The following is a 24,788-nucleotide window of genomic DNA, read 5'->3' as shown; positions in this document are numbered from 1 at the left end:
CGAAGCATTACACCACGGGTTTACTACGTTGCAGGAAAAGCTGCGGCATGGCGAGACCGACACTCAACGCGCCGAGAATAAACAGCGTCTTCAAACCATTGTCGATAACATCCCCCAGCAACCAAGGAGACACAGCACCATCAATATTAAGCTGTACCAGGCCAACCATGGTAGCAAAGGCAAACTTGCCGGGGATCATCGGAATGATCGCCGCGACCGTAAAAACTTGTTCTGGCACCAACTTCTTTTTTGCCCAGTGGAAAGCTAAAACACCGACCAAAACAGAGACCAAAAATGATCCCAGCTCCACAGAGATCCCCAAACTGATCAGCAGGGTACGCAAACTATGGGCAATAGCTGCGGCCAAGGCACAGTAAATCAGTGCTTTTTTCGGCACATTGAAGAGCATAGCGAAACCAACGGCGGGAATAGCACTGAAGAAAGCGTCGTCCAGCAGGTTAATCAGCAACTCCATTACAGCCACCCCCAAACACCTGTCAGGTTCATCGCCAGCAAGATCCCGAGGGCAACACTCAGCGTCATCATAGAAGCCCAGGTCCACCGAGCAATACCGACATTCACATGGCCTTTGACCATATCAGAGATCGCATTCATCAACGGGAAGCCTGGCACCAGCAGCAACACACTGGCCGCCATCGCCAACTCAGGCTTATTACCCAAACTAAATGCTGGCCCTAAACTCGCGACGGCAGTCGCAGCAGCAGCGGATAATACCCAGTTCATCAACAGATGATAGCCACGGTGATGTAACTCCTGCCGCACAAACATCGCTACGGCTGACGCCATAAAGGTAACGCCAAAAACCGGCCAGTCACCACCTTGCAAACGGGCAAAGCAGGCGCAGGACAACCCCACCATCACCACCATTAACCAGCGATTATAATGAAACTGCTTGTCGCTCAACTCTCGAAGTTTCTGGCGCACATCACGGGCGTCTTTCAGTCCCTTTTCGACCATCACCACCAAACGGCAGATCTGACTTACCGTGGTCATATTAATGCCTCGGTCGACAATACGCCGTGTTTTGGTGAGATAACGGGGGCCGGATACAGACGTGAGTACGATGGCATTGTGAGAGACGGCCAGATCCATCCAGTCACAACCAAGGGCGGTCCCCAGGCGGTGAGTGAGCGTTTCTACCAGCTGGCTTTCCGCACCATACTGCAGTAATAACTGCCCGCCCCATAGAGAGAGGCGGGTAGCTTCTTCATGCTGTTCCAGCGAAAGCTGAGGTTTGTTATTCGAGGCAGACATCTAACGACCCTTGCACAACCGATAAACAACTATGGTTTGTAGATGATCTCCATATCATGATCATCGTCATCATCATCCCAATCATCGTCATCATCATCGACAAATTTTTCGATCTGCTCTTTATGATAATGATCCCATTGGAACTCGACCTTCTCCGCTTCTTCCACTTCCGCTAAACGATCTGCAGGTAGCGATTCCAGATATTCTAAGATCTTCCAACAAAGTGGATCCGTGCCCTCTTTGTTGAACGCCGACATGCGATACACATCGCCCTGCCAATCCAGAGCTGCGACTACGCGATCAACCACCTCGTCAGCCTCATCCTCCAGTAGCAAATCGGTCTTATTAAAGACTAACCAGCGCGGCTTGCTCGCCAGCTTGGGGCTGTACTGTGCTAATTCATCGAGGATGGCAACGGCTGTTTCTGCGGGATCAGTGCCATCGACAGGGCAGATATCAACCACATGCAACAATAAGCGGCAACGCTCTAAGTGCTTAAGAAAGCGAATACCCAGACCAGCACCATCTGCAGCGCCTTCGATCAGTCCGGGGATATCAGCAACAACAAAGCTGCGATGGGATTCGGGACGAACCACCCCCAGATTAGGTACCAAAGTGGTAAACGGATAATCCGCCACTTTTGGCTTGGCCGCTGAGACAGAACGGATAAAAGTCGACTTACCGGCATTAGGGAAACCTAACAACCCCACATCGGCCAGCAACATCAGCTCCATCTTCAAGCTTCGCACTTCACCAGGCGTACCCATGGTTTTTTGGCGTGGCGCTCGGTTGGTACTGCTTTTAAAGCGTGCATTACCCAAACCATGATAGCCGCCCTTGGCCACCATCAACTTCTGTTCATGTTTTGTCAGATCACCGATCACTTCACCGGTGTCCTGATCAGTGGCACGGGTACCTACGGGGACTCGCAGCTCTAAATCTTCACCCCGCTTACCGGTACAGTTAGCACTTTGACCATTGGTACCGCGCTCTGCGCGATGAAAACGTTCAAAACGAAAATCGATCAGGGTGTTGTAGTTCTCATCGGCGACTAAATAAACATCACCACCATCACCACCATCACCACCGTCTGGGCCACCCTTAGGTACATACTTTTCACGACGGAAACTGACAATACCGTTGCCGCCATCTCCCGCTTCAACGCGAATGACTGCTTCATCTACAAACTTCATGGACTTATTCTCGGAATATCCAGCGCCGATATTGGAGCTCGGCTGACAAAGGTAACCTTAGCATAACCCTTGGGCAGGCTGCAGAAACAAAAAAGCCTCGCACAAAGCGAGGCCTTTTCACCACATCAATGCTTATTCAGCAACGATGCTAATATACTTACGGCTCTTAGGACCTTTAACTTCGAAAAGCACCTTGCCATTGGCAGTTGCAAACAAAGTGTGGTCTTTACCGATACCAACGTTGTTACCAGCATGGAACTTAGTTCCGCGCTGACGAACGATGATGTTACCGGCTAATACTGATTCACCGCCGAAACGCTTAACACCCAGACGCTTACTTTCTGAATCGCGTCCATTTCGGGTACTACCGCCTGCTTTTTTATGTGCCATCTGACTCTACTCCTGAAACTTAAGCACTGATGCCAGTGATTTTGACTTCAGTGAACCACTGACGGTGGCCCATCTGCTTACGAGAGTGCTTACGACGACGGAACTTAACGATCTTGACCTTAGCGCCACGACCGTGAGTTACGATTTCAGCAGTAATTTTGCTGCCATCAACGTAAGGTGCTCCCACCTTAATATCTTCACCGTTTGCTACCATCAGCACTTTATCGAATTCGATAGTAGCTCCGGTCTCCGCGTCCAGCTTTTCTAAGCGAACGGTTTGCCCCTCGGCTACACGGTGTTGCTTACCGCCACTTTGGAAAACAGCGTACATGGTTATAACTCCGCTGGTATACGCGCCCTAGCATCGACATTTCATTGTTGGTCGGCTGGACACGATTTACTAATCACAATAGGGCGCGCATTCTACTTAAAAGATAACCAACGATCAAGGCTAATTTCAGTTTACTGAGCCATATCTCATTCAAGCCAGATAAGGCGCGACATCAGGCTGTTGTAGTGCAACATTTAGCGCTAGAATCTGGCCTTTCTATAGTCCGTAGCAAAATTGCCGCCAATAAAAATAACAACCCTCTCAGGAGCGACATGAATCTCGAGCAAATTCGGTTACTTGCCGAAGACGATATGCAGCAAGTAAACCATGCAATTATGGAGCAGCTCAGCTCTGACGTGGCGTTGATCAATCAACTTGGCTTTTACATCGTCAATAGTGGCGGCAAGCGGCTACGTCCTTTGCTAACCACCCTTGCCGCACGCGCGGTTGGCTATGATGGCACACAACACCAAACCCTCGCTGCAATCATAGAGTTCATCCATACTGCCACCCTGCTCCACGATGATGTGGTTGACGAATCAACCATGCGCCGTGGCCGTAAGACCGCTAACGCCATGTTCGGCGATCAGGCGAGTGTGCTAGTCGGTGACTTTCTCTATACCCGGGCATTTCAAATGATGGTGACGCTGGACTCAATGCGCGTTATGCAGGTTCTCGCTGATGCCACCAATGTGATCGCAGAAGGTGAAGTGATGCAGTTGATGAACTGCAACGATCCCGATACCGATGAAGCGCGCTACATGGAAGTGATCTACTGCAAAACCGCTAAATTATTTGAAGCCGCGACTCACTTGGCGGCAGAGCTGGCTGGCGAATCGGAGAGCAATAAGCAGGCAATGGCGGACTATGGCCGTTATTTAGGCACTGCGTTCCAACTGATTGATGATCTCCTCGATTACACCGCTGACGCCGATGCCCTAGGTAAAAATCTAGGAGATGACCTAGCAGAAGGTAAACCGACCCTGCCGCTGATCCGCGCCATGCAAGTCGGTACTGAAGCACAACAGAAGATCATTCGTCATGCCATCGAACATGGTGCCGAAGTAGAGCAATTACCGAATATTGTCGCAGCCATTGAATCAACCGATGCCTTTGCTTATACCCGTCTACGGGCCGACGAGGAAGCGATGAAAGCGGTAAAGGCACTGGATTTCCTCGCCGATAGCGAATACAAAAGCGCACTGATCGCGCTGGCACGTATTGCCGTACAACGGGATCACTAATCTGCTCAACAAACAAGTATTAAAAAAGGCGCCTTCAGGCGCCTTTTTACTTATTGTCGTCTGGCTTAGCCAGCAAACTCAATGCCTTTCTGGATATCACCTTGCAGCGTATCCATCATGCCTTCCAGCGCCGCTTGTTCAAACGGGCTAACGTCACCGTATGGCAATACAGTTTCAATGCCTTCGGCACCCAGTTTAACCGGCTGAGCAAAGAACTTGGTATGTTCACCAGGGCCTTCAACATAAGCACATTCAATCACAGGTTCACCCTGCATCGCTTTCACCAGAGACAGGCAGAAGCGTGCTGCTGCTTGTCCCATAGACAAGGTAGCAGAGCCACCACCAGCTTTGGCTTCAACGACTTCAGTACCAGCGTTCTGAATTCGATCAGTCAAGGCGGCAATCTCTTCGTCTGAGAAATCCAAGCCCAACTGCGACAACAGAGGCAGAATGGTGACACCGCTGTGACCGCCAATAACATTGATGTTCACTTCTTCCGGGTTTAACCCTTTGGCTTCAGCAATAAAAGCTTCGGCGCGAATAACATCCAGCGTTGTTACACCAAACAGTTTCTTCGGATCGTAAACACCAGCTTTCTTTAGTACTTCGGCAGCAATAGCAACCGTGGTATTCACTGGGTTAGTGATAATACCGATGCAAGCCTTAGGGCACTGCTCGGCAATCGCTTCAACCAGGTTCTTAACGATACCGGCATTGAAGTTAAACAGATCGGCGCGATCCATGCCCGGCTTGCGCGGCACACCGGCAGGGATCATCACAATATCTGCACCTTTCAGAGCATCATTGAGGCCATCCTGACCGTAACCTTCAATCGCTACCTGTGTTGGGATATGGCTGAGATCTTTAGCAACACCTGGCGTTACTGGTGCAATATCAAACAACGCTAATTCAGAGCCTGCAGGTAATTGAGTTTTTAATAACAGCGACAGTGCTTGGCCGATTCCACCAGCAGCACCTAATACAGCGACTTTCATGTGGGGTTCCCTTCTTGTGGAGAATCTTAGGAGACATAGCTTTCCAACCCAGTACAGGGCTGCAAAAACATTAATCCAAGGAGGGGATAAATACAATCAATGTCACACAACTCAGATCACGGATTGAACCCGTAACAGATAGTGCGCGACAAGCGTAAACCATTAGTGCCAAAATAATTGCCCCGCTGTGATACGGGCAGCTTGCAGGATATTGCAATTTTATGCAGAATGACTGCATAACTTTTTCAGAAGATAACCTTTCGACGACATGAATTACGGTAAGCAGGAAGACTTGGTCCGCTCGTTCAAGAACCTGTTGAAGGAAGAGTGTTTCGGCTCTCAAGGGGAGATAGTTAAAGCGCTGCAAACGCAAGGCTTTATCAATATCAACCAGTCGAAAGTTTCCCGCATGTTAAGCAAGTTTGGCGCAGTAAGAACACGTAATGCCAAACAAGAGATGGTGTACTGCCTACCTATCGAACTCGGCGTTCCAACCACTTCTAGTCAGCTTAAAAACCTGGTTTTAGATATCGACAACAACGAAGTCGCTATCGTTATCCGTACCAGTCCTGGGGCTGCTCAGCTGATTGCCCGACTATTAGATTCATTAGGCAAAGCGGAAGGGATACTCGGCACCATCGCCGGCGATGACACTATTTTCATTACGCCAACCAACGTGAAAGAGATAAGCAAAACGGTCAGCGCCGTCAAATCTCTGTTCGCTTTTTCCAGCTAACTCAGTGCATTAAATCGACTCAGGCAGCACGAAAAGGGGCTGCCGTTGCGCTTCCCTGCCCCCCTTCCGCTGCCAATATTGCTTCAATAGCTTGCGGCCCTAGCCAACGATCCGCACACCAATCAGGCGCCAGTAAAGTGGGCGGACGGGCGTGAGCCGACACCCGATGGAAGACCACCTGCGCAGGGGTCGCTTGGATCATCTTCGCTGCTGTTTCTGCATAGCTTTCTAGACTAATCGTTGCCAAGCGGTCAGCACGCCACGCTTTCGCCATCACGCTCCCCTCAACAATGTGCAATGGATGCAGCTTTAGACCATCCACTCCTACCGTCAGCACTTTATCCAAGGTCTGCAAAGCATCTTGCTGATCTTCACCTGGCAAACCGACAATAAGGTGAGTGCATACTTTTAGTCCATAATGTTTGGCTCGTGTGACAGCATCTTGGTAGGCAGCAAAGTCGTGGCCACGATTAATTCGCTTCAGGGTTTGATCATTCGCCGTTTGCAACCCCAGCTCCAGCCAGATCTCTTGACCTTGAGCCTGATACTCCGCCAACATCCTGAGCACACCATCGGGCACACAATCAGGACGGGTACCGACACACAATCCAACAATATCTTTCGCCGCCAGCGCCTGATCATACAGCTTTTGCAGTTGAACCTGCTCACCATAGGTACTGGTGTACGCCTGAAAATACGCCAAATAAGCATCCGCTTTACGCTTTAATTCTTGCTCGCGCAGCTGTAACTGTTGAGAGATAGGTGCTGCACGGGCTGTTTCATCGACAAAAGAAGCGACATTACAGAAAGTACAGCCCCCTCGGCCAAGGGTGCCATCGCGATTGGGGCAGCTAAAATCACCGTGCAGTGACAGCTTGCGGATCTTGCGACCAAACTGCTGCTTTAGATAGTAACCAAAGCTGTGAAAAAGTTGAGGAGTATGCTGCATAGCGGCGCCATTGTAGGCGCCGCCAAGGAAGTTGTACTGTTTAGGATCAAACCTACAGGCTAAATCATCAACCGAGATCAGTAGCCTGCTGCCTGCCCATCCTTGCGACTTTCGGAAGCACCGTAGTAAACGCCGGTTGCAAGATCGCGCATGATCGCCTGATAGCCACCGTAAGGACCTGACTCCTCTTTTAAGGTATGCCCCATCTGCAGCAGTGTACGGCGAGTACCAGCAGAAAAACCGTTCTCCAAACTAACATGCCCGCCATCTGTCATCTGTTCGCCTGTGGGCTGACTGGAGCCGGTATGCAAAATACGTGGCGCATCCCCCGCCTCCTGTAGATTCATACCAAAATCGATCATATTGACCAGGATCTGCGCATGCATCTGTGGCTGAGTTGCGCCGCCCATCACACCATAACTGAGCCAAGGCTTGCCCTCTTTGGTCACAAAGGCAGGAATAATAGTATGAAACGGGCGTTTGCCAGGCGCGTAACTATTAAAATGCCCTTCCTGCAGACTAAACAACTGACCGCGATCTTGCAGTACAAAGCCGAGCTCAGGCGTTGTCATCCCCGAGCCCATGCCGCGGTAGTTACTTTGGATCAACGACACCATGTTGCCATCTTTGTCTGCGGTGGTCAGGTAGATAGTATCGCCGTGGTACAGCGCTGGGTTGCCAGCATCCAAGCGCTGACTGGCGCGTCGCGGATTAATCAGTTTTGCTCGTTCATTGGCATAAGATTTTGCGATCAGACCGGCCACGGGGATCTGATTAAACGCGGGATCGGCGTAATACTTGGCGCGATCTTCAAATGCGAGCTTCTTTGCTTCAACAAACAGATGCACATACTCCGGACTATCCAACCCCATGGCGGCTATATCGTATGGCTCCAAAATATTGAGAATTTGCAGTGCCGCTATCCCTTGGCCATTCGGGGGTAACTCCCACACATCGTAACCTCGATAATTAGTGGAGACAGGCTTAATCCACTCAGAGGTATGGGAGGCGAGATCTTCATAACTCAGAAAACCACCATGTTGTTTCATAAAAGCGGCAATACTGACCGCAATATCCCCTTTATAAAAAGCGTCGCGTCCACCTTGGGCAACTTGGCGATAAGTACTTGCCAGCGCCGGGTTTTTAAACAGTTCCCCCTTGGCTGGCATTTTGCCATTCGGCATAAAAACTTGAGCAAAGCCGGGATACTCAGACAAACGTGGCGCACTACGCTGCATGTAGTAAGCCACCAACTCACTCACAGGAAATCCTTGTTCAGCATAATCAATCGCGGGTTGCAGCAACTTGGTCATCGGCAACTTGCCGAACTTGCCGTGTAATTCAAACCAACCATCCACCGCCCCCGGTACGGATACAGGTAACGGCCCATAAGGTGGTAAATAGTCGAGCCCCAAGGAGTGCAGGTGTGCCAAAGTAAGAGACTTAGGCGAACGCCCTGATGCGTTTAGACCATATAACTGCTGCGTTTTTGCATCCCAGACAATAGCGAACAGATCGCCGCCAATACCGCTACCCGTCGGCTCAACCAGACCAAGCATCGCATTGGCGGCAATGGCAGCATCAACCGCACTGCCCCCCTTTTTAAGTATGTCCAACGCCACCTGAGTAGCCAATGGTTGACTGGTTGCCGCCATACCATGTTGCGCGATCACTTCAGAGCGACTGGCGAAGTGTGCACCGGTGATACGGTCGTAAGCTATCGTGGGAAAAGCAGTTAATAGGATCAGAGACAGTAGCCAGCAGCGCATCGAAACGACTCCATAAGCGATTGATTAACCGCCAGTATCACTTAGCAGGAAGTCAGGTGCAAATCACCTAGGTAAGCTAGCAATCGATGCATATAACCAGCTACCTATCGATGTTAAGGCTTAACGACAACGGCTGCACGTAGCCTAGCCATGCTATACACATCAGCATAGACGCCATTTTTAAATGCCGAACTAACGTGCTCTCCTTCGATAACAAAACCAAACTTTCGGTATAAAGCGATTGCTGCTTTGTTATCAGTAAACACTTCTAATTCAACACGTTCGATATTGAGCCAGTTATCACACATATGCAGCGCGCTTTCCAACAATCGCGTCGCAACGCCTTGACCTAAGACGGAGGCACACACCGCCATACCAAAACCAGCGACATGCTTACGCCGAGGCCGCGTTGATACCATCAAACCAAGTTGACCGATCACCTTGCCGTTAGTGATCGCCACCAAGTTATGGTAATCCGCAGAAGCGTTATCGAAACGTGATTGCCACAGTGCCTCTGAGGGATAAGGAAGCTGCAGTGTGCCCGAGTATGCATGGGGTTGAGCATAGATCCCTTTGATCCCTGCAACATCAGACTTTTCAGCACTTCTAATCGTGACTTCCATAGAACCTCATTAAAAAAACAGCCATACGCCACCTTAGATAGTAGACATAAAAAAGGCCGCAAAAAGCGGCCTTCAAGATGCTCATGAGATCAGCGCACCTGATGCAAAAAGTGCATATGTTTTTCATACTGATCAATCATGTCGCTGATCACCTGCTCTTTACTCCACCCCATGATGTCGTAGTCCTGCCCACCTTCCAACAGAAAAACCTCGGCACGGAAGTACTTACGCGCTTCATCATCATCTTCTTCGACCAAGAAACTGGGCTGCAGATACGCTTTAGGCCGCACCCGATAAAGAAAATCCTGTTCATCACCATGGAACACCTCAAAGCGAGCACTCAGGCTGTCTTCATCAACCGCAAATCGCGTATCCACACTATGCTTTTCCAGTTCAGTGGCTACCGACTCCATCGCAGGGATCACCACATCGGCAATAAACTGACCGACATTTTTTCGCCGCGGCAACAGCACTAAATTCTTCAACCTGCGCTCCCAACCTACCAGGCTGCTGTCGACCCTTGGTGGATGGATCACTTGATCTAAACTGACCCGCTTCGTCGCATCAATACGCAACGCCTTCAACAAGCCATAAGCAGAGATCAAAAGCACAATACAAAATGGTAAGGCACTGGCAATCGTCGCCGTTTGCAAAGCACCGAGTCCGCCAGCTAGCAGCAAGGCGATCGCCACTACCCCCTCCATCGAAGCCCAAAAAACCCGCTGCCAAACTGGGGTTTTGTCCGTACCGCCTGACGCCAACATATCAACCACCATGGAGCCAGAATCAGAGGAGGTAACAAAAAACACCACCACCATGATGATAGCGATCACTGATAAGAACGATGACATAGGAAATGCTTCAAGAAACTTGAACAACGCCAATGACACATCCTGATTGACCACGGCTGCCAGCTCATCACCGGTGCCTTGCAACATCATATCGATGGAGGTATTCCCGAACACCGTCATCCATAAAAAGGTGAAACCGGTCGGTACAAAAAGTACGCCAATCACAAATTCACGGATGGTGCGACCACGGGAGATGCGGGCGATAAACATCCCCACAAATGGCGACCAGGAAAGCCACCAGCCCCAATACAGCAGTGTCCATCCGCCCAGCCAATCGGTGGGTTGATAGGCAAACAGATTGAAGGTCTTATTGACGATATCAGAGAGGTAACCGCCGGTATTTTGTAGAAACATCTGTAGTAGCAGCACCGTCGGCCCCAACAGCAACACCAACCCAACTAAGGCAACGGCCAATAGCAGGTTAATCTCCGACAAAATGCGGATCCCTTTATCCAGTCCGGTCGCCACTGAGATCGCCGCCAACCCAGAAATAACGACGATAAGCACCACTTGTACCGTTTCGTTCACTGGCAGAGCAAACAGGTAGTTCAAACCAGAATTAACCTGCAACACGCCATAACCTAATGACGTTGCCACACCAAACACGGTGCCCAGAATGGCAAACACATCCACGGCATGACCGATCGGGCCATAAATTTTATCGCCAATCAGCGGATACAAAGCGGAGCGCAAGGTAAGCGGCAAACCATGACGATAACCAAAATACGCGAGGATCAACGCTACCATGGCGTAGATCCCCCAAGCGTGAAGCCCCCAATGGAAAAAGGTCAGCTTCATCGCTTCCCGTGCCGCTTCCACGCTACCAGGGTCACCCGTAGGGGGGGACAAGTAATGCATTACCGGTTCAGCAACGCCAAAAAACATCAAGCCGATACCCATACCGGCAGAAAAAAGCATGGCAAACCAAGAACCATTGCTGAAATCCGGTGCCGAGTGATCCGGCCCCAACTTGATATCGCCGAGCCGACTTATCCCTAGATACGCAACCGTCATAAGGATGATCGCCACCGCCGCAACATAAAACCAACTGACATTAGTCACAATGGACGCTTGCATGTCAGTGGAGAGTTTGTTGAATTTTTCCGGCATCAACACAGCGCTAACCACGATAAGAAAAACCAATAGGGTTGCGCTATAAAAAACAGGGGGGTTGATCTTGGCTTTTAGTTTAAAGGGACTCGAAGAGTCAGACATTATTTCCCTCGCAAGCAGATGATTCAGAGGCGGTATGCAACAACAGCCAGACAAACCAAGTCTAGCAGCCCAACGAGAGCCGTCTAGGAGCTTGGCTTAAACCAAGTGAGGATTTGCAAGTATCTAGCACGGTTGAAAAATGTAGGTTTCTACCTGCTAGCAGAATCTAAGCCACTGAGAAAAATCGTTTGGTATCACAGAGATCAACGTTAAAGTAAGATTGCTCTAATTTTCAAATATAGTCTTTAGTCTAGACTAAAGACTAAAGACTAAAGGGAAAGTTCAGCAGCCAAATAGACGCAACAAACCCATAAGGGCGGCTAGCATGACAGGAAGTTCAAATGACAGAAACGACAGTCTCAGGCTCGAAGAGCAACCCAATTACAGCGACCAACAATCAAGGTGTTCCTTGGGCCTGGGATCTCAACAAGGACACCTTCTTCGTTGATCCTGTAATAACCAAACAAATTTTTGGCCGTGAGTATGCGTTTAATAGTATTCACGATCTACTCGATAAGCTCACGCTATTAGATAAAAAGCGCTTAACCAAAGCTTTCGATCTTGATTTTAAAGCACTGAAAAACGATACCGCCCATGTAACGATACGCCTGCCAACAATGGGGTTCACGTTCGTCCAAATCACCATTACCAAACGAAAAAAAGGTCTTTATTCTGGCCTGATAACGCCCTTGCTACATCTGGATAACCAACACAAGGCGACAGATCTACTACATCACATCTTTGAGAATACGCATTTCGGCGTGATTATTACCGATTCGCGCAGCAACATTCTAATATGCAACAACTTTTTCCAATCTCTTTCCGGCTATTCAGAAGAGGAGTTAATAGGAAAAAATACCAATATATTTAATGCAAAACGCCATGACAAAACGCTCTATCAACAGATGTGGCAATCAATTGCGGACACAGGTAGCTGGCATGGGATAATACTGTCGCGACGCAAAGATGGCGATACGGATCCTCAAGAACTCACCATTCAGCGATTGGAACTAAACGAGCAAACTTACTATTTGGGGTTAGTGAAGCCTCTGCAGCAACAAGTACTCGGAAAAGTTGACATTGAACAAGGCGGTATCGACCTGGTTACTCAACTACCAACCAAAGAACCTTTTCTCGCCAACATCCATAAGATATTAAATGCGCTCGCCGATGGCCGGAATACCATGCTGTTAGTCTTTGAGCCTTATCTTGATGAAGAGAACTTCAACGAAGAAAAGAAACTGCTCGCAGACGCCTTATCTAAGGCGACAAATTATGCGAAAGCGGGTTACATCGGAGATAATCGATTTGCCGTCATCATGCTATTTCAGCTTGATATATTCAAAGAAGATCACAACATTGCTCAAACCATCCGAGGCTATTTAAGCGCAGTCAAAAAAAGGCTGGATCTAGAACTTTTTATAAAGCTTTTCAACACCAATATTGGCATTTCAGTGTATGGCGTCGACGCAAAAAGCGAACAAGAGCTATTGGAACATGCAGAACTCGCTTTGAATCAACCAGCGGGGCAACTAGGGAAGAAGCTCTGCTACTACGATGAAATGCTGCACGAAAAATTACTACAGCAGCTACATAACAAGGAGCTGCTAATCAGAATGATCGCAGACAAGACTGTTGACGTGTTCTATCAACCGATTGTGTCAACAAGCGACTGGCAAGTGGTAAAATTTGAAGCCTTGGCTCGGTTTCGGGACGAAGGAAAACTGCTCGACACGCAAGAGATGATCTTCCTGCTAGAAGAGATGGATAAGATCAGCGATATAGACCAACAGGTTGCGCACAAGGCGATCAGAACACTGCCCGCACTACAAAAGCTATTTGGCGCGCATGTTGCGATTGGCATTAACCTATCGCTTAACACCACAACATCACTAGACGTAATAACAAAGTATCTAATAAAGACTGTGACTGACGCGAAGGTCAGTTTCCCCCAAGTCACGGTAGAGCTGACAGAAAACGCCTGTTTTGGTGCGTCTACAGCTCACATCGTGAATGTTCAACGGCTTCGTGAAAAAGGGATTAAAGTGGCCATTGACGATTTTGGTACAGGCTACTCATCACTTTCTTATTTGCGGGAAAGCCACTTTAGCTTTATTAAAATCGATAAGTCCTTTGTTGAGAACATTACTAGTAGTGCTTCAGACTACGAAATCGTTCACATGTCAGTGAAACTTGCTCAATTGCTAAGAATTAAAGTCATTGCAGAAGGAGTAGAAACACTTGCGCAAGTAAAACTGCTTAAAGAGCTAGGAGTAGAATACTTGCAAGGTTATTACTTTTCCCCTCCAGTGCCGCTGTCGGAACTACATACCGTAGCGCAACGCATAGGTAGCGACGAAACACTCTCCCAACTCACAAGTAAAAACGAACTCCATAGTTTGATCTCTCACGTTGCCAGTCTTCCTCCTGAAGCTACATTAGCTCAAATCATGGCACTGATGGCACAAGACAAGGTTGAGGCTGTTCCTATTGTTAACGAAAAGCGCTGTGTGGGCATAGTGGATCTCGCTACACTCAACCTCCATATCTCAGCACGTGTCGGCACGGATGCAGAAACAGCCGCAGACCTTCATGACTTAAATAAACACGCTCACCAAGCGATGCGGGTGAAGTTTGAAACAGTGATGTCTAACTTTCAAGAGTCCACGTTGCGAGAAAACATTCAAAAACAGAAGCCTTTTCCATGGGTGGTCATCGATGATTTCGAGCATTACAAAGGGATCATATTTAAAGACGAAGTAATCAGATACCTCGCTTAATACCCCATCCGTCGGCAACGAACCGACTGTTAAGGTGTGCTAACTTATTCTTGAGATATACAGAATGAGATAGACCTAGCAACAACACCGTTATCATTGCCTCCAATACCTAACAAAAAAACCCGGCCAATTGGCCGGGTTAAATAAGGGACTAGCTATATTTGTTAGCAGGTTACTTCTTGATAGTACCGAACTCTGGGTATGCTTCCATACCACACTCCGCCATATCAACACCTTCGAACTCTTCTTCTTCGGTAACACGTACACCGATGACTGCTTTAATCACACCCCAAACAATCAAGCTACATACGAATACCCAAGTGAAGATAGTCAGGGCACCAATCAACTGGCCAGAAAAAGTCACATCGCCGTTAGTGATTGGAACGATAATCAGACCGAAGAAACCAACTACACCGTGTACAGAGATAGCACCTACTGGATCATCAATCTTCAAGCGGTCAAGCGTGATGATTGAAGCAACCACAATCAGACCAGCAATCGCACCGAAGATAGACGCTTCCAGCGCAGTCGGTGTAGATGGCTCAGCAGTGATAGCGACCAGACCAGCCAAAGCACCGTTCAAACACATGGTCAAATCAGCTTTCTTAAACCAGATACGTGCCAGAACCAGTGCAGAGATAGCACCTGCAGCCGCAGCTGCGTTAGTGTTCAGGAATACCATGGCAACAGAGTGTGAGCTAGCAACATCACCAAGCTTAAGGACAGAACCGCCGTTGAAGCCGAACCAACCCATCCACAGGATGAACGTACCTAAGGTTGCCAAAGGCAGGTTTGCACCAGGGATAGCGTTGATTTCACCGTTAGCACCGTACTTACCTTTACGAGCACCCAGCAGCAATACACCAGCCAAAGCAGCAGCAGCACCGGCCATATGAACGATACCTGAACCAGCGAAGTCAGAGAAACCAAGGTCACCTAGGTTGTACAGGCCAAATACGTCAGCACCGTTCCAAGTCCAAGCACCTTCCATTGGGTAGATGAAACCAGTCATCACGACACAGAAAGCCAGGAAAGACCAGAGCTTCATGCGCTCAGCAACCGCACCAGAGACAATCGACATTGCCGTAGCTACGAATACCACCTGGAAGAAGAAGTCTGAAGCACCAGAGTACACGGAATCACCGTCAAAACCGGCTTCTGCAGATTCTGCTAATACACCTGCTACATCAACAGTTTCGATACCAGACAGGAAGATCCCGCCATCGTACATGATGCTGTAACCAACAATGAGATACATCACACAAGAGATCGCAAACAGTGCGACGTTCTTGGTCAAAATTTCGGTAGTGTTCTTAGAACGTACCAAGCCAGCCTCTAACATTGAGAAGCCCGCTGCCATCCACATTACCAGGGCACCACACACTAAGAAGTAGAAGGTGTCCATTGCATACTGCAACTGAAAAATTTGGTCTTGCATTATTAACTCCCCCGAGTCATTTAATTCAGTGTCTGCCGGACGTTATAGCGCGTCAGCATCTGCTTCGCCGGTACGAATACGTACGGCATGTTGCAACTCATAAACAAAAATTTTGCCATCACCGATCTTACCGGTGTAAGCAGCTTTGCTGATGGCTTCAACCAGACGCTCTACCTGCTCGTCGCTGGTGGCGATCTCTAACTTAACTTTCGGCAGAAAATCCACCTGATACTCGGCACCCCGATAAAGTTCGGTGTGACCTTTTTGGCGACCAAAGCCTTTTACTTCAGTCACGGTCAAACCTTCTACACCGATCTCCGAGATGGCTTCCCGGACATCATCTAGCTTAAAAGGCTTGATGATTGCACTGACTAGTTTCATTGCTGCACTCCCTAGGAACGATAAGTTTTAATTAGCTAAAGCTATTTGTAACAGGAGTGTTATCAAAGGCTGTGCCAACTTTAAAAAAGCACGACACATCAAGGGATTAGATAAATTTACGGGGAATATTGAAAAAACAAAATTCACAGAAAGAACAAAACAGGTGCAAGGAGATCACCAAAATCGTGCATATCGACAGGTGATCACATTTTCACCAGCAGCAAAGCACCGAATTGGTGCACCCTAAGCAAGCAAGTAACTCTGCCATGAGCGTAATAAATGAATAAAATCCTCGACACCACAACTAGTTACAGCATTCCAGTCGGACAGTTCTAAGCTCGGATCTTCGATTGCTTCAAGTTCATCATCATTGCGATTTGGAAAGAGCTCAGCCGCTCCATCTTCCAATAACAGGGTCGCTTCACGACCGACATACTGCCATTGAGGTATTGCTCGGCTTCTCACCTGTTCGGCATAGCGCATGATCTCAACCAAGAGCACCTGATCGGTGCTTACCTCTTCCGAGAGCCATTGCCCTAACGCTTCCTGTTCCATCGACAAACGAGCGATCGGGAGTTGCGTGATCGGATCACGACTAAACTGAAAATCCATAATGACGTCTAATATATCTATTGGCAGAACACCTGTTCAGTTTAGCCCGAAACAACCGGATAGACGATGCCGATCTGCCATCGCTTAGTCGGCAGTCACTTGGGCTAACAAGAGGCCTTTTTCCTGCCAGATACGCACACGATAGCCCGCGCTGTATAACATAACCACAGGCGCAGCTCGTTCTGCAAACAGTTCCTTCCCCCACCCTGCCGGCAACGCAATTTGATACAAGGTACTTAACCCTCCTTCGCTGTCGGTGTAACGTAACTGCGCAGCATCCACTCCCTGAATAGAGCAGTAGCGTCCACCGGTCAGTTGCCACTGCTGCAACTGTGCGCTGTCGATTGGTTGAAAAGTTAATTGGCGAAAATAGCCACGAACCAGCTTCAGCTCTTGCCCCTGAACCTCCAATGGTTTCAACTTACGGTGATTTGCCACCACCTCATCGGCAATCAGCTGTGCCAGATGGAGTGCTGTGGTACTTTGCATCGGCAAGTTGTGCCATAACACCAGAGCAAACGCACAAAGGGTCGCTGCCAAGCCCAACCACATTCGCCACTGGATCGTCTGCTCTTTGTTATCCTGGCGATGTCGCTGAGGCGCCTCTGTTGCGTTGGACACAGCTTCAGGCACACTTTGAAAACGCTTATGCAGCTGCTTTAGCTCCTGCTCATCAAGCTGCACCGCAGCAAAATAGTCTTGGCAAGCTTGTTTAAATGGGCGAGATTGAGAATCTGTCATGGACGAACTCCATAGGCATCGCGGGGCAGATCCGACAATAGACTGCGGATCCGGCTAAGCCGAGCCAACACCGTGCCGCGGGGCTCATCAAGATGCGCGGCAATTTCTGACGTACTGTACCCTTCTACTGCCCATAAATAGAGCACCTCACGCTGCTGCGGCGACAAGCGAGGTAACAGCAACTCAAGCTGTTGCTGATTGATAAAGCTTTGCTCCACACTTTGCTCTGAGTCCACCACATGTTCAGACTCAGCGAAGAGTTCAAGCGGGTACTGCTGCTGTTTACGCCAACCATCTAAGTACAAATTTCGTAACGTCACTTTCAGGTAGGTTTCCAATTTCAGCGGATCAGCTGGCGGATTGCGCAGAACCTTTTCACACGCCTGTTGCACCAAGTCCAAAGCACCGTCGCGCTGCAGCGTAAATGCATAACCGTAACGGAACAGACGATTGAGTAGCTCAGCAGGAAATTGCATGGTGAGCCCCCTTATCCCGTTTGCTATCAGTCGCATTAGCCGCCGAATCAGTCGAATTCGCTACCAGCCAGCCTGATTGCAGCACTTGCGGCAACAAAGCGAACTGCGCGGTTAACTGGGCGACACAGCGTTTGCAACGCCATGGCGCTTGTAGCCAGCGCAGCAGCTGCAGCATAGAGCGGTCTATCGTCGTAATGCCGGTCTGATCTGGTGCGGCCCATATCAGCCAAGTGGTACGCTGTCCCGGTGCGATCTTTAGCTCGGCATCCTGACCATCTGCTATCAACTGCAAGCATTCACATATATCAACAATCGGGTAACGTGAACTCACCAGTTGCAGCGCGGGTTGCAAACGCCAGGGCGGTGGCGGCTCGCAATTGGTCTGCCCCGCCATTAACTGCTCGGCGCTAAGCGCTAGCCAACGGTCACACTGAATCAGATCCACCGCCTCAGGCTGCCAAGCGTGATACGCCTGATGACATCCCCATTCAAAGCGCAGCAAAGCTAATAAAAAAGGGTAATCAGCAAACAGAGCGTCCGCCTGCCGTTGCTGCCGTAACCAGCGGGGAAAGCTTTCACCAATGCCGGTCAATACCGAAGTCACGGCAACGGCTTTCAGGTAAGCGTGACAAATGTGGGTAAACAGCGTGTTGCCCAACAAAGTGCGCGTATGAGGATATGTCGCAGACAGTGTGCGCAGCAGGATCCCCAGGCGATTTTGCTGATACACCTGCAGTGCCGCCTGCAGGTAATCATCTGCAGCGGAAACAGCCTTAGGGTCTGCGGCGCTCAAACCGTCAAGCAGTGGCCTAGCAAAGCCGTCCGCCCCTCGTTGTTGATAACAGCATTGCGGCGACGTCGGTGGCTCACTCTGATCATGAGTTCGATGCATCAGGCCACTCCCGCTAGTGGCATCATTAGGCGCTGCGCTCTGGCTACCGTAGACAAAAGTTCTGCCAACGGTGGCAGATCGTTATCCCATTCGATAATGGTTGGCTTTGCTCCAAACCGCGCTAAGGCAAGGGCATACAGTTCCCACACTGGCGGGGACACTGGGCAGCCATGGGTATCCACTAACAAGGGGGGACGCTCCTGATATCCCGCCAAATGATACTGCTGCACCGCACCTATCGGGTACTCATTCAACATCTGGCGCACATCGCACTGTAAATTATGAGCAGTGACATAGAGGTTATTGACGTCAAACAGCAAACCTACGCCCGTCTGTCGGTGGAGCTCGGCAAACAACTGCCCCTCAGATATTTCATCACTGCGGTAAGCCAGGTAGCGGGAGATATTTTCCAGTAGCAATGGCACCGGCAGATGCTCCTGGACCTGTCGAATATGATTAACCAGCCTTGGTATGCATGCTTCACGGTACTGAATTGGCAGAAGATCATGAACAAATTCATCTGCCACAGCACTCACGCTGAGATGATCAGACACTGCGCAGGCGTTCAGATCCCGTGCCAGCGCGGCAATGCGTTGGACATAACCAGAAGCTGGCGCATGCGTCGAACCAACGGACATACCGACACAGTGCAAAACCACGGGATAACGCTCGGCGACCTGCCTAATCAATTGATAATGCCTTCCCCGCATCGCCAGAAAATTATCAGCAAGCACTTCAACAAACGGCAATGAAGGCTCGCTGGCAAGTAGCTCAAGTAGATGCGCTTCTCGCACGCTAATTGATGCAGAGGCGGCTGGAATGCCGCCAACCTTTTGCCCAGACATTAGCTTTTTGCCGGCTTAATTTTTGCCACGCTGCCACCAATTTTCTTACAGGTGCCTTCTGGCACGTAAACCCACTCATTTGGGCTGTTATCCACTGGGGCCTGCGCCGCACAGCCATGACTACCATCCAGTGCGCCACAATCATTCATCCCTTTTTTCGCCACACCGGCACACTTCTCCCAATTCTTCGGCTGATCAGGTACTGCCAGCGCCTGACCCGACGCCAAAGTGAAAGTCGCGGCCATCACGCCAGCCAGGGTGGTATTGAGTTTATTCAAGTTGCTCATAGGGTTGCTCCGTCAGTAACAATAGTATTGATGTCACAGATAAAGACGAGACAGGACGCATTTTGATTGCGTGAAGTTTGATAACCTTTTTAAATCCGCGTAGAAAAAAAGATATGAAAGAATATTAAAACAGTGCGTTTTCTCAGCGCTAGCACAGGATTGAGTCAGGGAGCTGAGCGTGAATGAAGCCGCTACAGACGTCACACAAGAAGCAAAACAGCGGGCGGAAGATCGTCGTATTATCACGCCCTACGCATTTCATATCCCCTTTGAAGTGTTAGGTATGCCGCTGGCAGCACCATGGCGACGGGCCCTCGCCCTCACGATAGATCTGATCGTTATTGCGCTATTAAGTACGCTTAATGGCTATTTGATGGGGGTTATTCTCGGCTGGATATTCTGGCGTATGCTCAGTGACTCTCCTTTCTCAAGCGTGACGAGAAAGCTGCTAAAAACACTGGCTACGTTGGTTATACTGGTCTCGTCCATCGCTGGCATCATCAGCTTTTTCGATAAAGAAAACGGACAGGTCAACGAAGTCACAACATCACTGCAAAATATTAGCAGCGTGGTCACACTTGCCCGTGTCGTGAGCTGTGATACCGGCGCTTGTTGGCAACCTCACCTGCAAGAAACCGCACACTTTATCGCATCACAAACAACCAATAAGGCGGCAGCAAAAAAGTTGATCAGTCAGTTACTTGAAGATTCCCCGCTCTCCACCGATGAACAGAAAATCATATCACAACAACTACTTACCTTAGCTTTACCCTTGCAAGGCAGTATGACAAATCAACCCGACGTCACCGAGAAAGAAAAGAGTGCGGTAGCAACAAAGACGGGCGGCATAAAGGAAGAACAGCTCGAATCTGAAGATCCTATTGTTATTGCGCCCTTCGCTGAAGAGGCAACTCCCACAGCACAAGGCCCCCTAGCTTGGTTGCGCGCCCTGCTCGAGGAGCTTGGTTTAGGCTTTGGCTGGGCCGCCTGTTACTTCACCCTATTCACCGCTTGGTGGAACGGTCAAACACCAGGCAAACGCGCACTCAGGATCCGCGTTCTGCAACTGGATAATACACCGATCTCCCTATGGGATGCTTTCGGTCGCTATGGCGGCTACGGTGCAGGCTTAGCCACCGGCTTACTGGGGTTTATACAAATATTCTGGGATCCGAATCGGCAGGCCATACAAGATAAGATCTCTACCACCGTAGTGATCGCGACTCATCAGTCTAAAAAGATCACGGCCTCAACGGAGGTAGCAGATGAGTCTTAAAGAAGGCGCGAACAAAAACGCGCACCAAAACTAAAAAATAAAACTCAATACAAACCAAGCACAAGAGACGACGACAATCACTTGCAGCGGCTTATCGTCGCGCCATGACCATTTGCTGCCATTCTCGGCATGGGCGTTGGCCATCATCGCTGCGGTAGTTTTATGGTAGGGTTTAGAACCATCAGGATCCGGCTGATCGCTTTTCGACCAGCGGCTAAGCAGAGTAAAACATCCAATAATGGGAATAGAGAGCAATACAGCAGAAAGAGCACCAAACCGCCCTTCGGTCAGGCTTTGGGCGAACTGGGAAAGGTATAAGCCGGCCCCCAGCGAAGAGAGATTAATCAGCCAAAACAGACCCCAACTCGCTTTATATTTCAGACTTGCCATCCCTAGTCCCTCCATGAACATTCGTGACTAATTATTTAAGCAAGTCGCTAATAAGTCAACGAGTTATAAGCAAGTAGAGACACGCGTATCAGCATTCAGCTAACTGTTGTAAGAACGCCTGCTTTTGCTCCTCGGGTAAAAAACTCGCCTTGAAGCTATTCCCTAGCAACACTCGGATCTGTTCATCGTTCAGTTGTTGCGCTGCGGCAGCCTGCAGAATATTGTCATTGATATAACCACCAAAATAGGCCGGGTCATCAGAGTTAATGGTGACGCAGAGTCCCGCATCCAACAGCGCTTGCAGATTGCTGCTCGCCAGATCTGCAAACACTTTAAGCTTGATATTGGAAAACGGACACACCGTCAGCGGGATCTGCTCTGCCACTAGACGATCAACGAGTGCTTTATCTTCCAAGCAACGTACCCCATGGTCGATGCGATCGGCTTTCAGGCTATCCAACGCGCCAAGGATATATGCGGCTGGCCCCTCTTCACCCGCATGAGCAACCACTTTCAACCCCGCATCTCGCACCAAAGCAAATACCCGTTCGAACTTTTCAGGCGGATGCCCTAACTCTGATGAATCTAAACCCACAGCAACAAAATGCGCTAGGTGAGGTTGCAGTTCCTGCCAGGTATCAAGGGCATCCTGTTCACTTAAATGGCGCAAAAAACAGGGGATCAAGCTGGCAGATAAACCGAGCTGGGTGTGAGCTTGAGCGATCGCCCGGCTGATACCATCGATCACCACATCAATCGCGATACCACGAACCGTATGCCCCTGGGGATCAAAAAAGATCTCTGTATGTACCACGCCATCAGCCTGACAACGCTCCAGATACGCCCATGTCAGATCGTAAAAATCACTGGCCGTCTGCAACACAGACATGCCCTGATAATAGAGATCGAGAAAATCCTGCAATGAGTTGAACTGGTAAGCGGCGCGCACAGCGTCGATATCTGCATAGGGCAGCACCACCTGATTTTTGTCCGCCAGTTGAAACAACATTTCCGGCTCTAAGGTGCCTTCGATGTGCAGATGCAATTCTGCCTTGGGCAGTTGCTTGAGTGTGGCGAAATCCATGAACAGCTCCTTACAGATTAAGGCTCGATGGCATTCATCAATAGATGAAGAATAACAGGGAGGCGCGCACGCTTCTCGCGCTTTCGCCCACCTGTTGCGATCTGGGTCGGCTAGCCTGCCGTAAACCTCACCATGAGGTCATGACTCGGATCACAGAATCAGTATCCCCTGGGTGACGACCTAAATAGTATGAGACCGTTATACTCAAAGTCTTGAAATAGTTCTCGCTCTGATACGGTCTACTCAACCAACGAATAAGCGCCAAAATCATCATAACCAATTGGCCAACGGCCAACGATGGAGTAAAGAGATGCTGATCCGATCACCAAAAGCCAGTGAGCTCACCGAGGCAGATATTACGGATGAGGCGGTTTACCAGCAACGGCGTAAGTTCATCAAACAGCTGGCAGGGGCGGCGGGAGGCGTATCGATCGCCGCTGCCCTACCCAACAGCGCACATGCAGCGGGTTGGTTTGGCAGCGACGATGACGATGTTGCAGCCCCGCGTCAAACTCTCAAATTCAAGCCACAAGCGCGCGCGGAAAATATGGTGATAACCGCGGAAAAGAAAGCGATCAGTTACAACAATTTCTACGAATTTGGCACGAGCAAAGACGACCCGGTCAACAACGCACAAAAATTCCGCACCAGCCCTTGGCAAGTAACTATTGATGGTGAAGCGGAGATCACTGGTCGCTTCGACTATGAAGATATCCTGAAGAAAGTGTCGTTACAGGAGCGTATCTATCGTCTGCGTTGCGTCGAAGCCTGGTCCATGGTGATCCCCTGGGTAGGTTTTCCCTTAGGAGAGCTGCTGAAACAGTTTAAGCCCACGTCCAAAGCGCGCTATGTCGCCTTCGAAACGCTGGTTGATCCCGAGCAGATGCCTGGGCAGCGTAATGCCTGGCAAGGCGGAGGGATCGACTACCCCTACGTGGAAGGCTTGCGCATTGATGAAGCGATGCACCCTCTGACATTGATGGCTGTCGGTATGTATGGCAAAACGCTACCACCACAAAACGGCGCTCCTATGCGCCTGGTGGTACCATGGAAGTACGGCTTTAAGAGCATTAAATCAATTGTACGGATCAGTTTTACCAGCTATCAACCACCGACAACCTGGAACATATTAGCCCCCCATGAATATGGCTTCTATGCCAACGTCAATCCCAAAGTCAGTCATCCACGCTGGTCTCAAGCCAGTGAGCGCCTACTGACCAGCGGTGGTCTATTCGACCAACAGCGGGTACCAACACAACTGTTTAATGGCTACGCTGGCGAAGTCGCTGCGCTGTATAACAATATGGACCTAAGCAAAGATTACTGATGCGGATACTCTCTACTCAGCCACGCTTGTTGGCACTAAAGAGCTTTACTCATCTTGCCTGCCTACTGACCGCCGTGGGTGCTTTCTATCTCGGCATCACTGACCAGCTCGGCGGCGATCCGGTTAAGGCGATCATTCATTTTTACGGCAAAGCATCGCTTAACTTGCTGCTCCTGACTCTCTGTGTCACCCCACTGAGCCGGTGGCGCCGCGAGCCCCTCTGGCTCCGCCTGCGTCGACTACTGGGGTTGTATGCTTTTTTCTTTGCTTCGTTACATATCCTCAGTTTTCTCTGGTTTGATCTGCAACTGGCGTTTGCGCTATTTATTTCAGAGGTGATTCAACGTCCCTATATCACCTTGGGGATGGCGGCTTATCTGGTACTACTGGCGCTCACCATCACCTCAACCAAAAGTATGCAGCGGCGTTTGGGTAAACGCTGGCAACAGCTGCATAACTGGGTCTATCTAGGGCTTCCCGCCATCGTGGTGCACTACTACTGGTCAGTAAAAGCGTATATCGGCGAGCCACTGATATACTTTGCTATCGTCTTTATTCTGCTGTGGCTGCGCCGGGACAAGTTCAAACGTATGTGGCGGCAGCGCTTATCTTCATCGATGAAATAAAACCTCGCTTTCCTCTGTCTAGTTAAGCGAGAGCAGAAATTCATTAAAAATCGAGGTATGCA

26 protein-coding genes are annotated in these 24,788 nt (G+C 49.6%); 6 read left to right on the top strand and 20 right to left on the bottom strand.

Translation table 11 applies throughout. The features are described 5' to 3' along the window. Nucleotides 1-7: 7 nt before the first annotated feature. From DU002_RS09960 to rplU, 5 genes are all read right to left on the bottom strand, one after another. Nucleotides 8-475, bottom strand: a complete 468-nt coding sequence (locus tag DU002_RS09960; RefSeq protein WP_114338230.1) for a threonine/serine exporter family protein — start codon at nt 473-475, stop codon at nt 8-10. Beyond that, on the bottom strand, nt 475-1,275 hold the full coding sequence (locus DU002_RS09955) for a threonine/serine exporter family protein (RefSeq protein ID WP_114338229.1): 801 nt from the start codon (nt 1,273-1,275) through the stop codon (nt 475-477). The genes DU002_RS09960 and DU002_RS09955 overlap by 1 nt, the downstream gene beginning before the upstream one ends. A 29-nt stretch (nt 1,276-1,304) precedes the next feature. After that, complete coding sequence (gene cgtA / locus DU002_RS09950; protein ID WP_114338228.1) at nt 1,305-2,468, bottom strand: Obg family GTPase CgtA; 1,164 nt, start codon at nt 2,466-2,468, stop codon at nt 1,305-1,307. A gap of 132 nt (nt 2,469-2,600) precedes the next feature. Beyond that, nucleotides 2,601-2,858 (bottom strand): 50S ribosomal protein L27, encoded by a 258-nt coding sequence (gene rpmA, locus DU002_RS09945; protein WP_114338227.1) that lies wholly within the window; start codon nt 2,856-2,858, stop codon nt 2,601-2,603. Between the two features lie 19 nt (nt 2,859-2,877). Further along, a complete protein-coding gene (gene rplU, locus DU002_RS09940; protein ID WP_114338226.1) occupies nt 2,878-3,189 on the bottom strand; it encodes a 50S ribosomal protein L21 in 312 nt (103 codons plus the stop codon). 272 nt (nt 3,190-3,461) lie between these two features. Between rplU and ispB the strand changes: the two genes are divergently transcribed. Further along, nucleotides 3,462-4,433, top strand: coding sequence for an octaprenyl diphosphate synthase (gene ispB / locus DU002_RS09935; protein WP_114338225.1), 972 nt, complete (start codon nt 3,462-3,464; stop codon nt 4,431-4,433). A gap of 65 nt (nt 4,434-4,498) precedes the next feature. Here the strand turns inward: ispB and mdh are convergent, their stop codons facing one another. Then, nucleotides 4,499-5,428 carry a malate dehydrogenase gene (gene mdh, locus DU002_RS09930; protein WP_114338224.1) on the bottom strand — a complete coding sequence of 310 codons (930 nt, stop codon included), beginning with the start codon at nt 5,426-5,428 and terminating at the stop codon, nt 4,499-4,501. 268 nt (nt 5,429-5,696) lie between these two features. On the opposite strand from mdh, the gene argR reads away from it, so the two are divergent. Continuing rightward, complete coding sequence (gene argR, locus DU002_RS09925; RefSeq protein ID WP_114338223.1) at nt 5,697-6,164, top strand: transcriptional regulator ArgR; 468 nt, start codon at nt 5,697-5,699, stop codon at nt 6,162-6,164. 19 nt (nt 6,165-6,183) lie between these two features. Here argR and DU002_RS09920 read toward each other — a convergent pair whose 3' ends face one another. The 4 genes from DU002_RS09920 to DU002_RS09905 form a co-directional block, all read right to left on the bottom strand. Next, nucleotides 6,184-7,113 carry a TIGR01212 family radical SAM protein gene (locus tag DU002_RS09920; RefSeq protein ID WP_114338222.1) on the bottom strand — a complete coding sequence of 310 codons (930 nt, stop codon included), beginning with the start codon at nt 7,111-7,113 and terminating at the stop codon, nt 6,184-6,186. Between the two features lie 77 nt (nt 7,114-7,190). Then, nucleotides 7,191-8,882 (bottom strand): gamma-glutamyltransferase, encoded by a 1,692-nt coding sequence (ggt, locus tag DU002_RS09915; protein ID WP_114338221.1) that lies wholly within the window; start codon nt 8,880-8,882, stop codon nt 7,191-7,193. Between the two features lie 113 nt (nt 8,883-8,995). After that, nucleotides 8,996-9,505 carry a GNAT family N-acetyltransferase gene (locus tag DU002_RS09910; RefSeq protein ID WP_114338220.1) on the bottom strand — a complete coding sequence of 170 codons (510 nt, stop codon included), beginning with the start codon at nt 9,503-9,505 and terminating at the stop codon, nt 8,996-8,998. Between the two features lie 89 nt (nt 9,506-9,594). Further along, a complete protein-coding gene (locus DU002_RS09905) occupies nt 9,595-11,571 on the bottom strand; it encodes a BCCT family transporter (RefSeq protein ID WP_114338219.1) in 1,977 nt (658 codons plus the stop codon). A gap of 341 nt (nt 11,572-11,912) precedes the next feature. On the opposite strand from DU002_RS09905, the gene DU002_RS09900 reads away from it, so the two are divergent. After that, nucleotides 11,913-14,351, top strand: a complete 2,439-nt coding sequence (locus tag DU002_RS09900; RefSeq protein ID WP_114338218.1) for an EAL domain-containing protein — start codon at nt 11,913-11,915, stop codon at nt 14,349-14,351. Between the two features lie 172 nt (nt 14,352-14,523). Here DU002_RS09900 and DU002_RS09895 read toward each other — a convergent pair whose 3' ends face one another. The 8 genes from DU002_RS09895 to DU002_RS09860 all read right to left on the bottom strand — a co-directional run bounded on the left by DU002_RS09895 (nt 14,524) and on the right by DU002_RS09860 (nt 20,023). Further along, nucleotides 14,524-15,789, bottom strand: a complete 1,266-nt coding sequence (locus tag DU002_RS09895; protein ID WP_114338217.1) for an ammonium transporter — start codon at nt 15,787-15,789, stop codon at nt 14,524-14,526. 42 nt (nt 15,790-15,831) lie between these two features. Next, entirely contained in the window at nt 15,832-16,170 is a 339-nt protein-coding gene (glnK, locus tag DU002_RS09890) for a P-II family nitrogen regulator (RefSeq protein ID WP_114338216.1), read from the bottom strand. Between the two features lie 243 nt (nt 16,171-16,413). Then, entirely contained in the window at nt 16,414-16,782 is a 369-nt protein-coding gene (locus tag DU002_RS09885) for a YacL family protein (RefSeq protein ID WP_114338215.1), read from the bottom strand. Between the two features lie 84 nt (nt 16,783-16,866). Then, nucleotides 16,867-17,523, bottom strand: coding sequence for a hypothetical protein (locus DU002_RS09880; protein ID WP_114338214.1), 657 nt, complete (start codon nt 17,521-17,523; stop codon nt 16,867-16,869). Next, nucleotides 17,520-17,999, bottom strand: coding sequence for an RNA polymerase sigma factor (locus DU002_RS09875; protein WP_158538020.1), 480 nt, complete (start codon nt 17,997-17,999; stop codon nt 17,520-17,522). The genes DU002_RS09880 and DU002_RS09875 overlap by 4 nt, the downstream gene beginning before the upstream one ends. Continuing rightward, nucleotides 17,983-18,891, bottom strand: coding sequence for an HvfC/BufC family peptide modification chaperone (locus tag DU002_RS09870; RefSeq protein ID WP_114338212.1), 909 nt, complete (start codon nt 18,889-18,891; stop codon nt 17,983-17,985). Before DU002_RS09870 ends, DU002_RS09875 begins: the two co-directional genes overlap by 17 nt. After that, complete coding sequence (locus tag DU002_RS09865) at nt 18,891-19,736, bottom strand: DUF692 domain-containing protein (protein ID WP_114338211.1); 846 nt, start codon at nt 19,734-19,736, stop codon at nt 18,891-18,893. Before DU002_RS09865 ends, DU002_RS09870 begins: the two co-directional genes overlap by 1 nt. Continuing rightward, on the bottom strand, nt 19,736-20,023 hold the full coding sequence (locus DU002_RS09860; protein ID WP_114338210.1) for a BufA1 family periplasmic bufferin-type metallophore: 288 nt from the start codon (nt 20,021-20,023) through the stop codon (nt 19,736-19,738). Before DU002_RS09860 ends, DU002_RS09865 begins: the two co-directional genes overlap by 1 nt. 178 nt (nt 20,024-20,201) lie before the next feature. On the opposite strand from DU002_RS09860, the gene DU002_RS09855 reads away from it, so the two are divergent. Beyond that, nucleotides 20,202-21,299, top strand: a complete 1,098-nt coding sequence (locus tag DU002_RS09855; RefSeq protein ID WP_114338209.1) for an RDD family protein — start codon at nt 20,202-20,204, stop codon at nt 21,297-21,299. Between the two features lie 30 nt (nt 21,300-21,329). On the opposite strand, the gene DU002_RS09850 is transcribed toward DU002_RS09855, so the two are convergent. Next, entirely contained in the window at nt 21,330-21,689 is a 360-nt protein-coding gene (locus tag DU002_RS09850) for a hypothetical protein (RefSeq protein ID WP_114338208.1), read from the bottom strand. An 88-nt stretch (nt 21,690-21,777) separates the two neighbouring features. After that, a complete protein-coding gene (locus tag DU002_RS09845) occupies nt 21,778-22,773 on the bottom strand; it encodes an adenosine deaminase (RefSeq protein WP_114338207.1) in 996 nt (331 codons plus the stop codon). Between the two features lie 310 nt (nt 22,774-23,083). On the opposite strand from DU002_RS09845, the gene msrP reads away from it, so the two are divergent. Beyond that, nucleotides 23,084-24,100 carry a protein-methionine-sulfoxide reductase catalytic subunit MsrP gene (gene msrP / locus DU002_RS09840; protein ID WP_114338206.1) on the top strand — a complete coding sequence of 339 codons (1,017 nt, stop codon included), beginning with the start codon at nt 23,084-23,086 and terminating at the stop codon, nt 24,098-24,100. After that, on the top strand, nt 24,100-24,726 hold the full coding sequence (gene msrQ / locus DU002_RS09835; protein ID WP_114338205.1) for a protein-methionine-sulfoxide reductase heme-binding subunit MsrQ: 627 nt from the start codon (nt 24,100-24,102) through the stop codon (nt 24,724-24,726). Before msrP ends, msrQ begins: the two co-directional genes overlap by 1 nt. Nucleotides 24,727-24,788: the final 62 nt, after the last annotated feature.

It is taken from the genome of Corallincola holothuriorum (genome assembly GCF_003336225.1).
Taxonomy (GTDB): Bacteria; Pseudomonadota; Gammaproteobacteria; order Enterobacterales; family Neiellaceae; genus Corallincola; species Corallincola holothuriorum.
The sequence above is the reverse complement of the archived record's forward strand: the minus strand, read 5'-3'. Positions and strand labels throughout refer to the sequence as shown.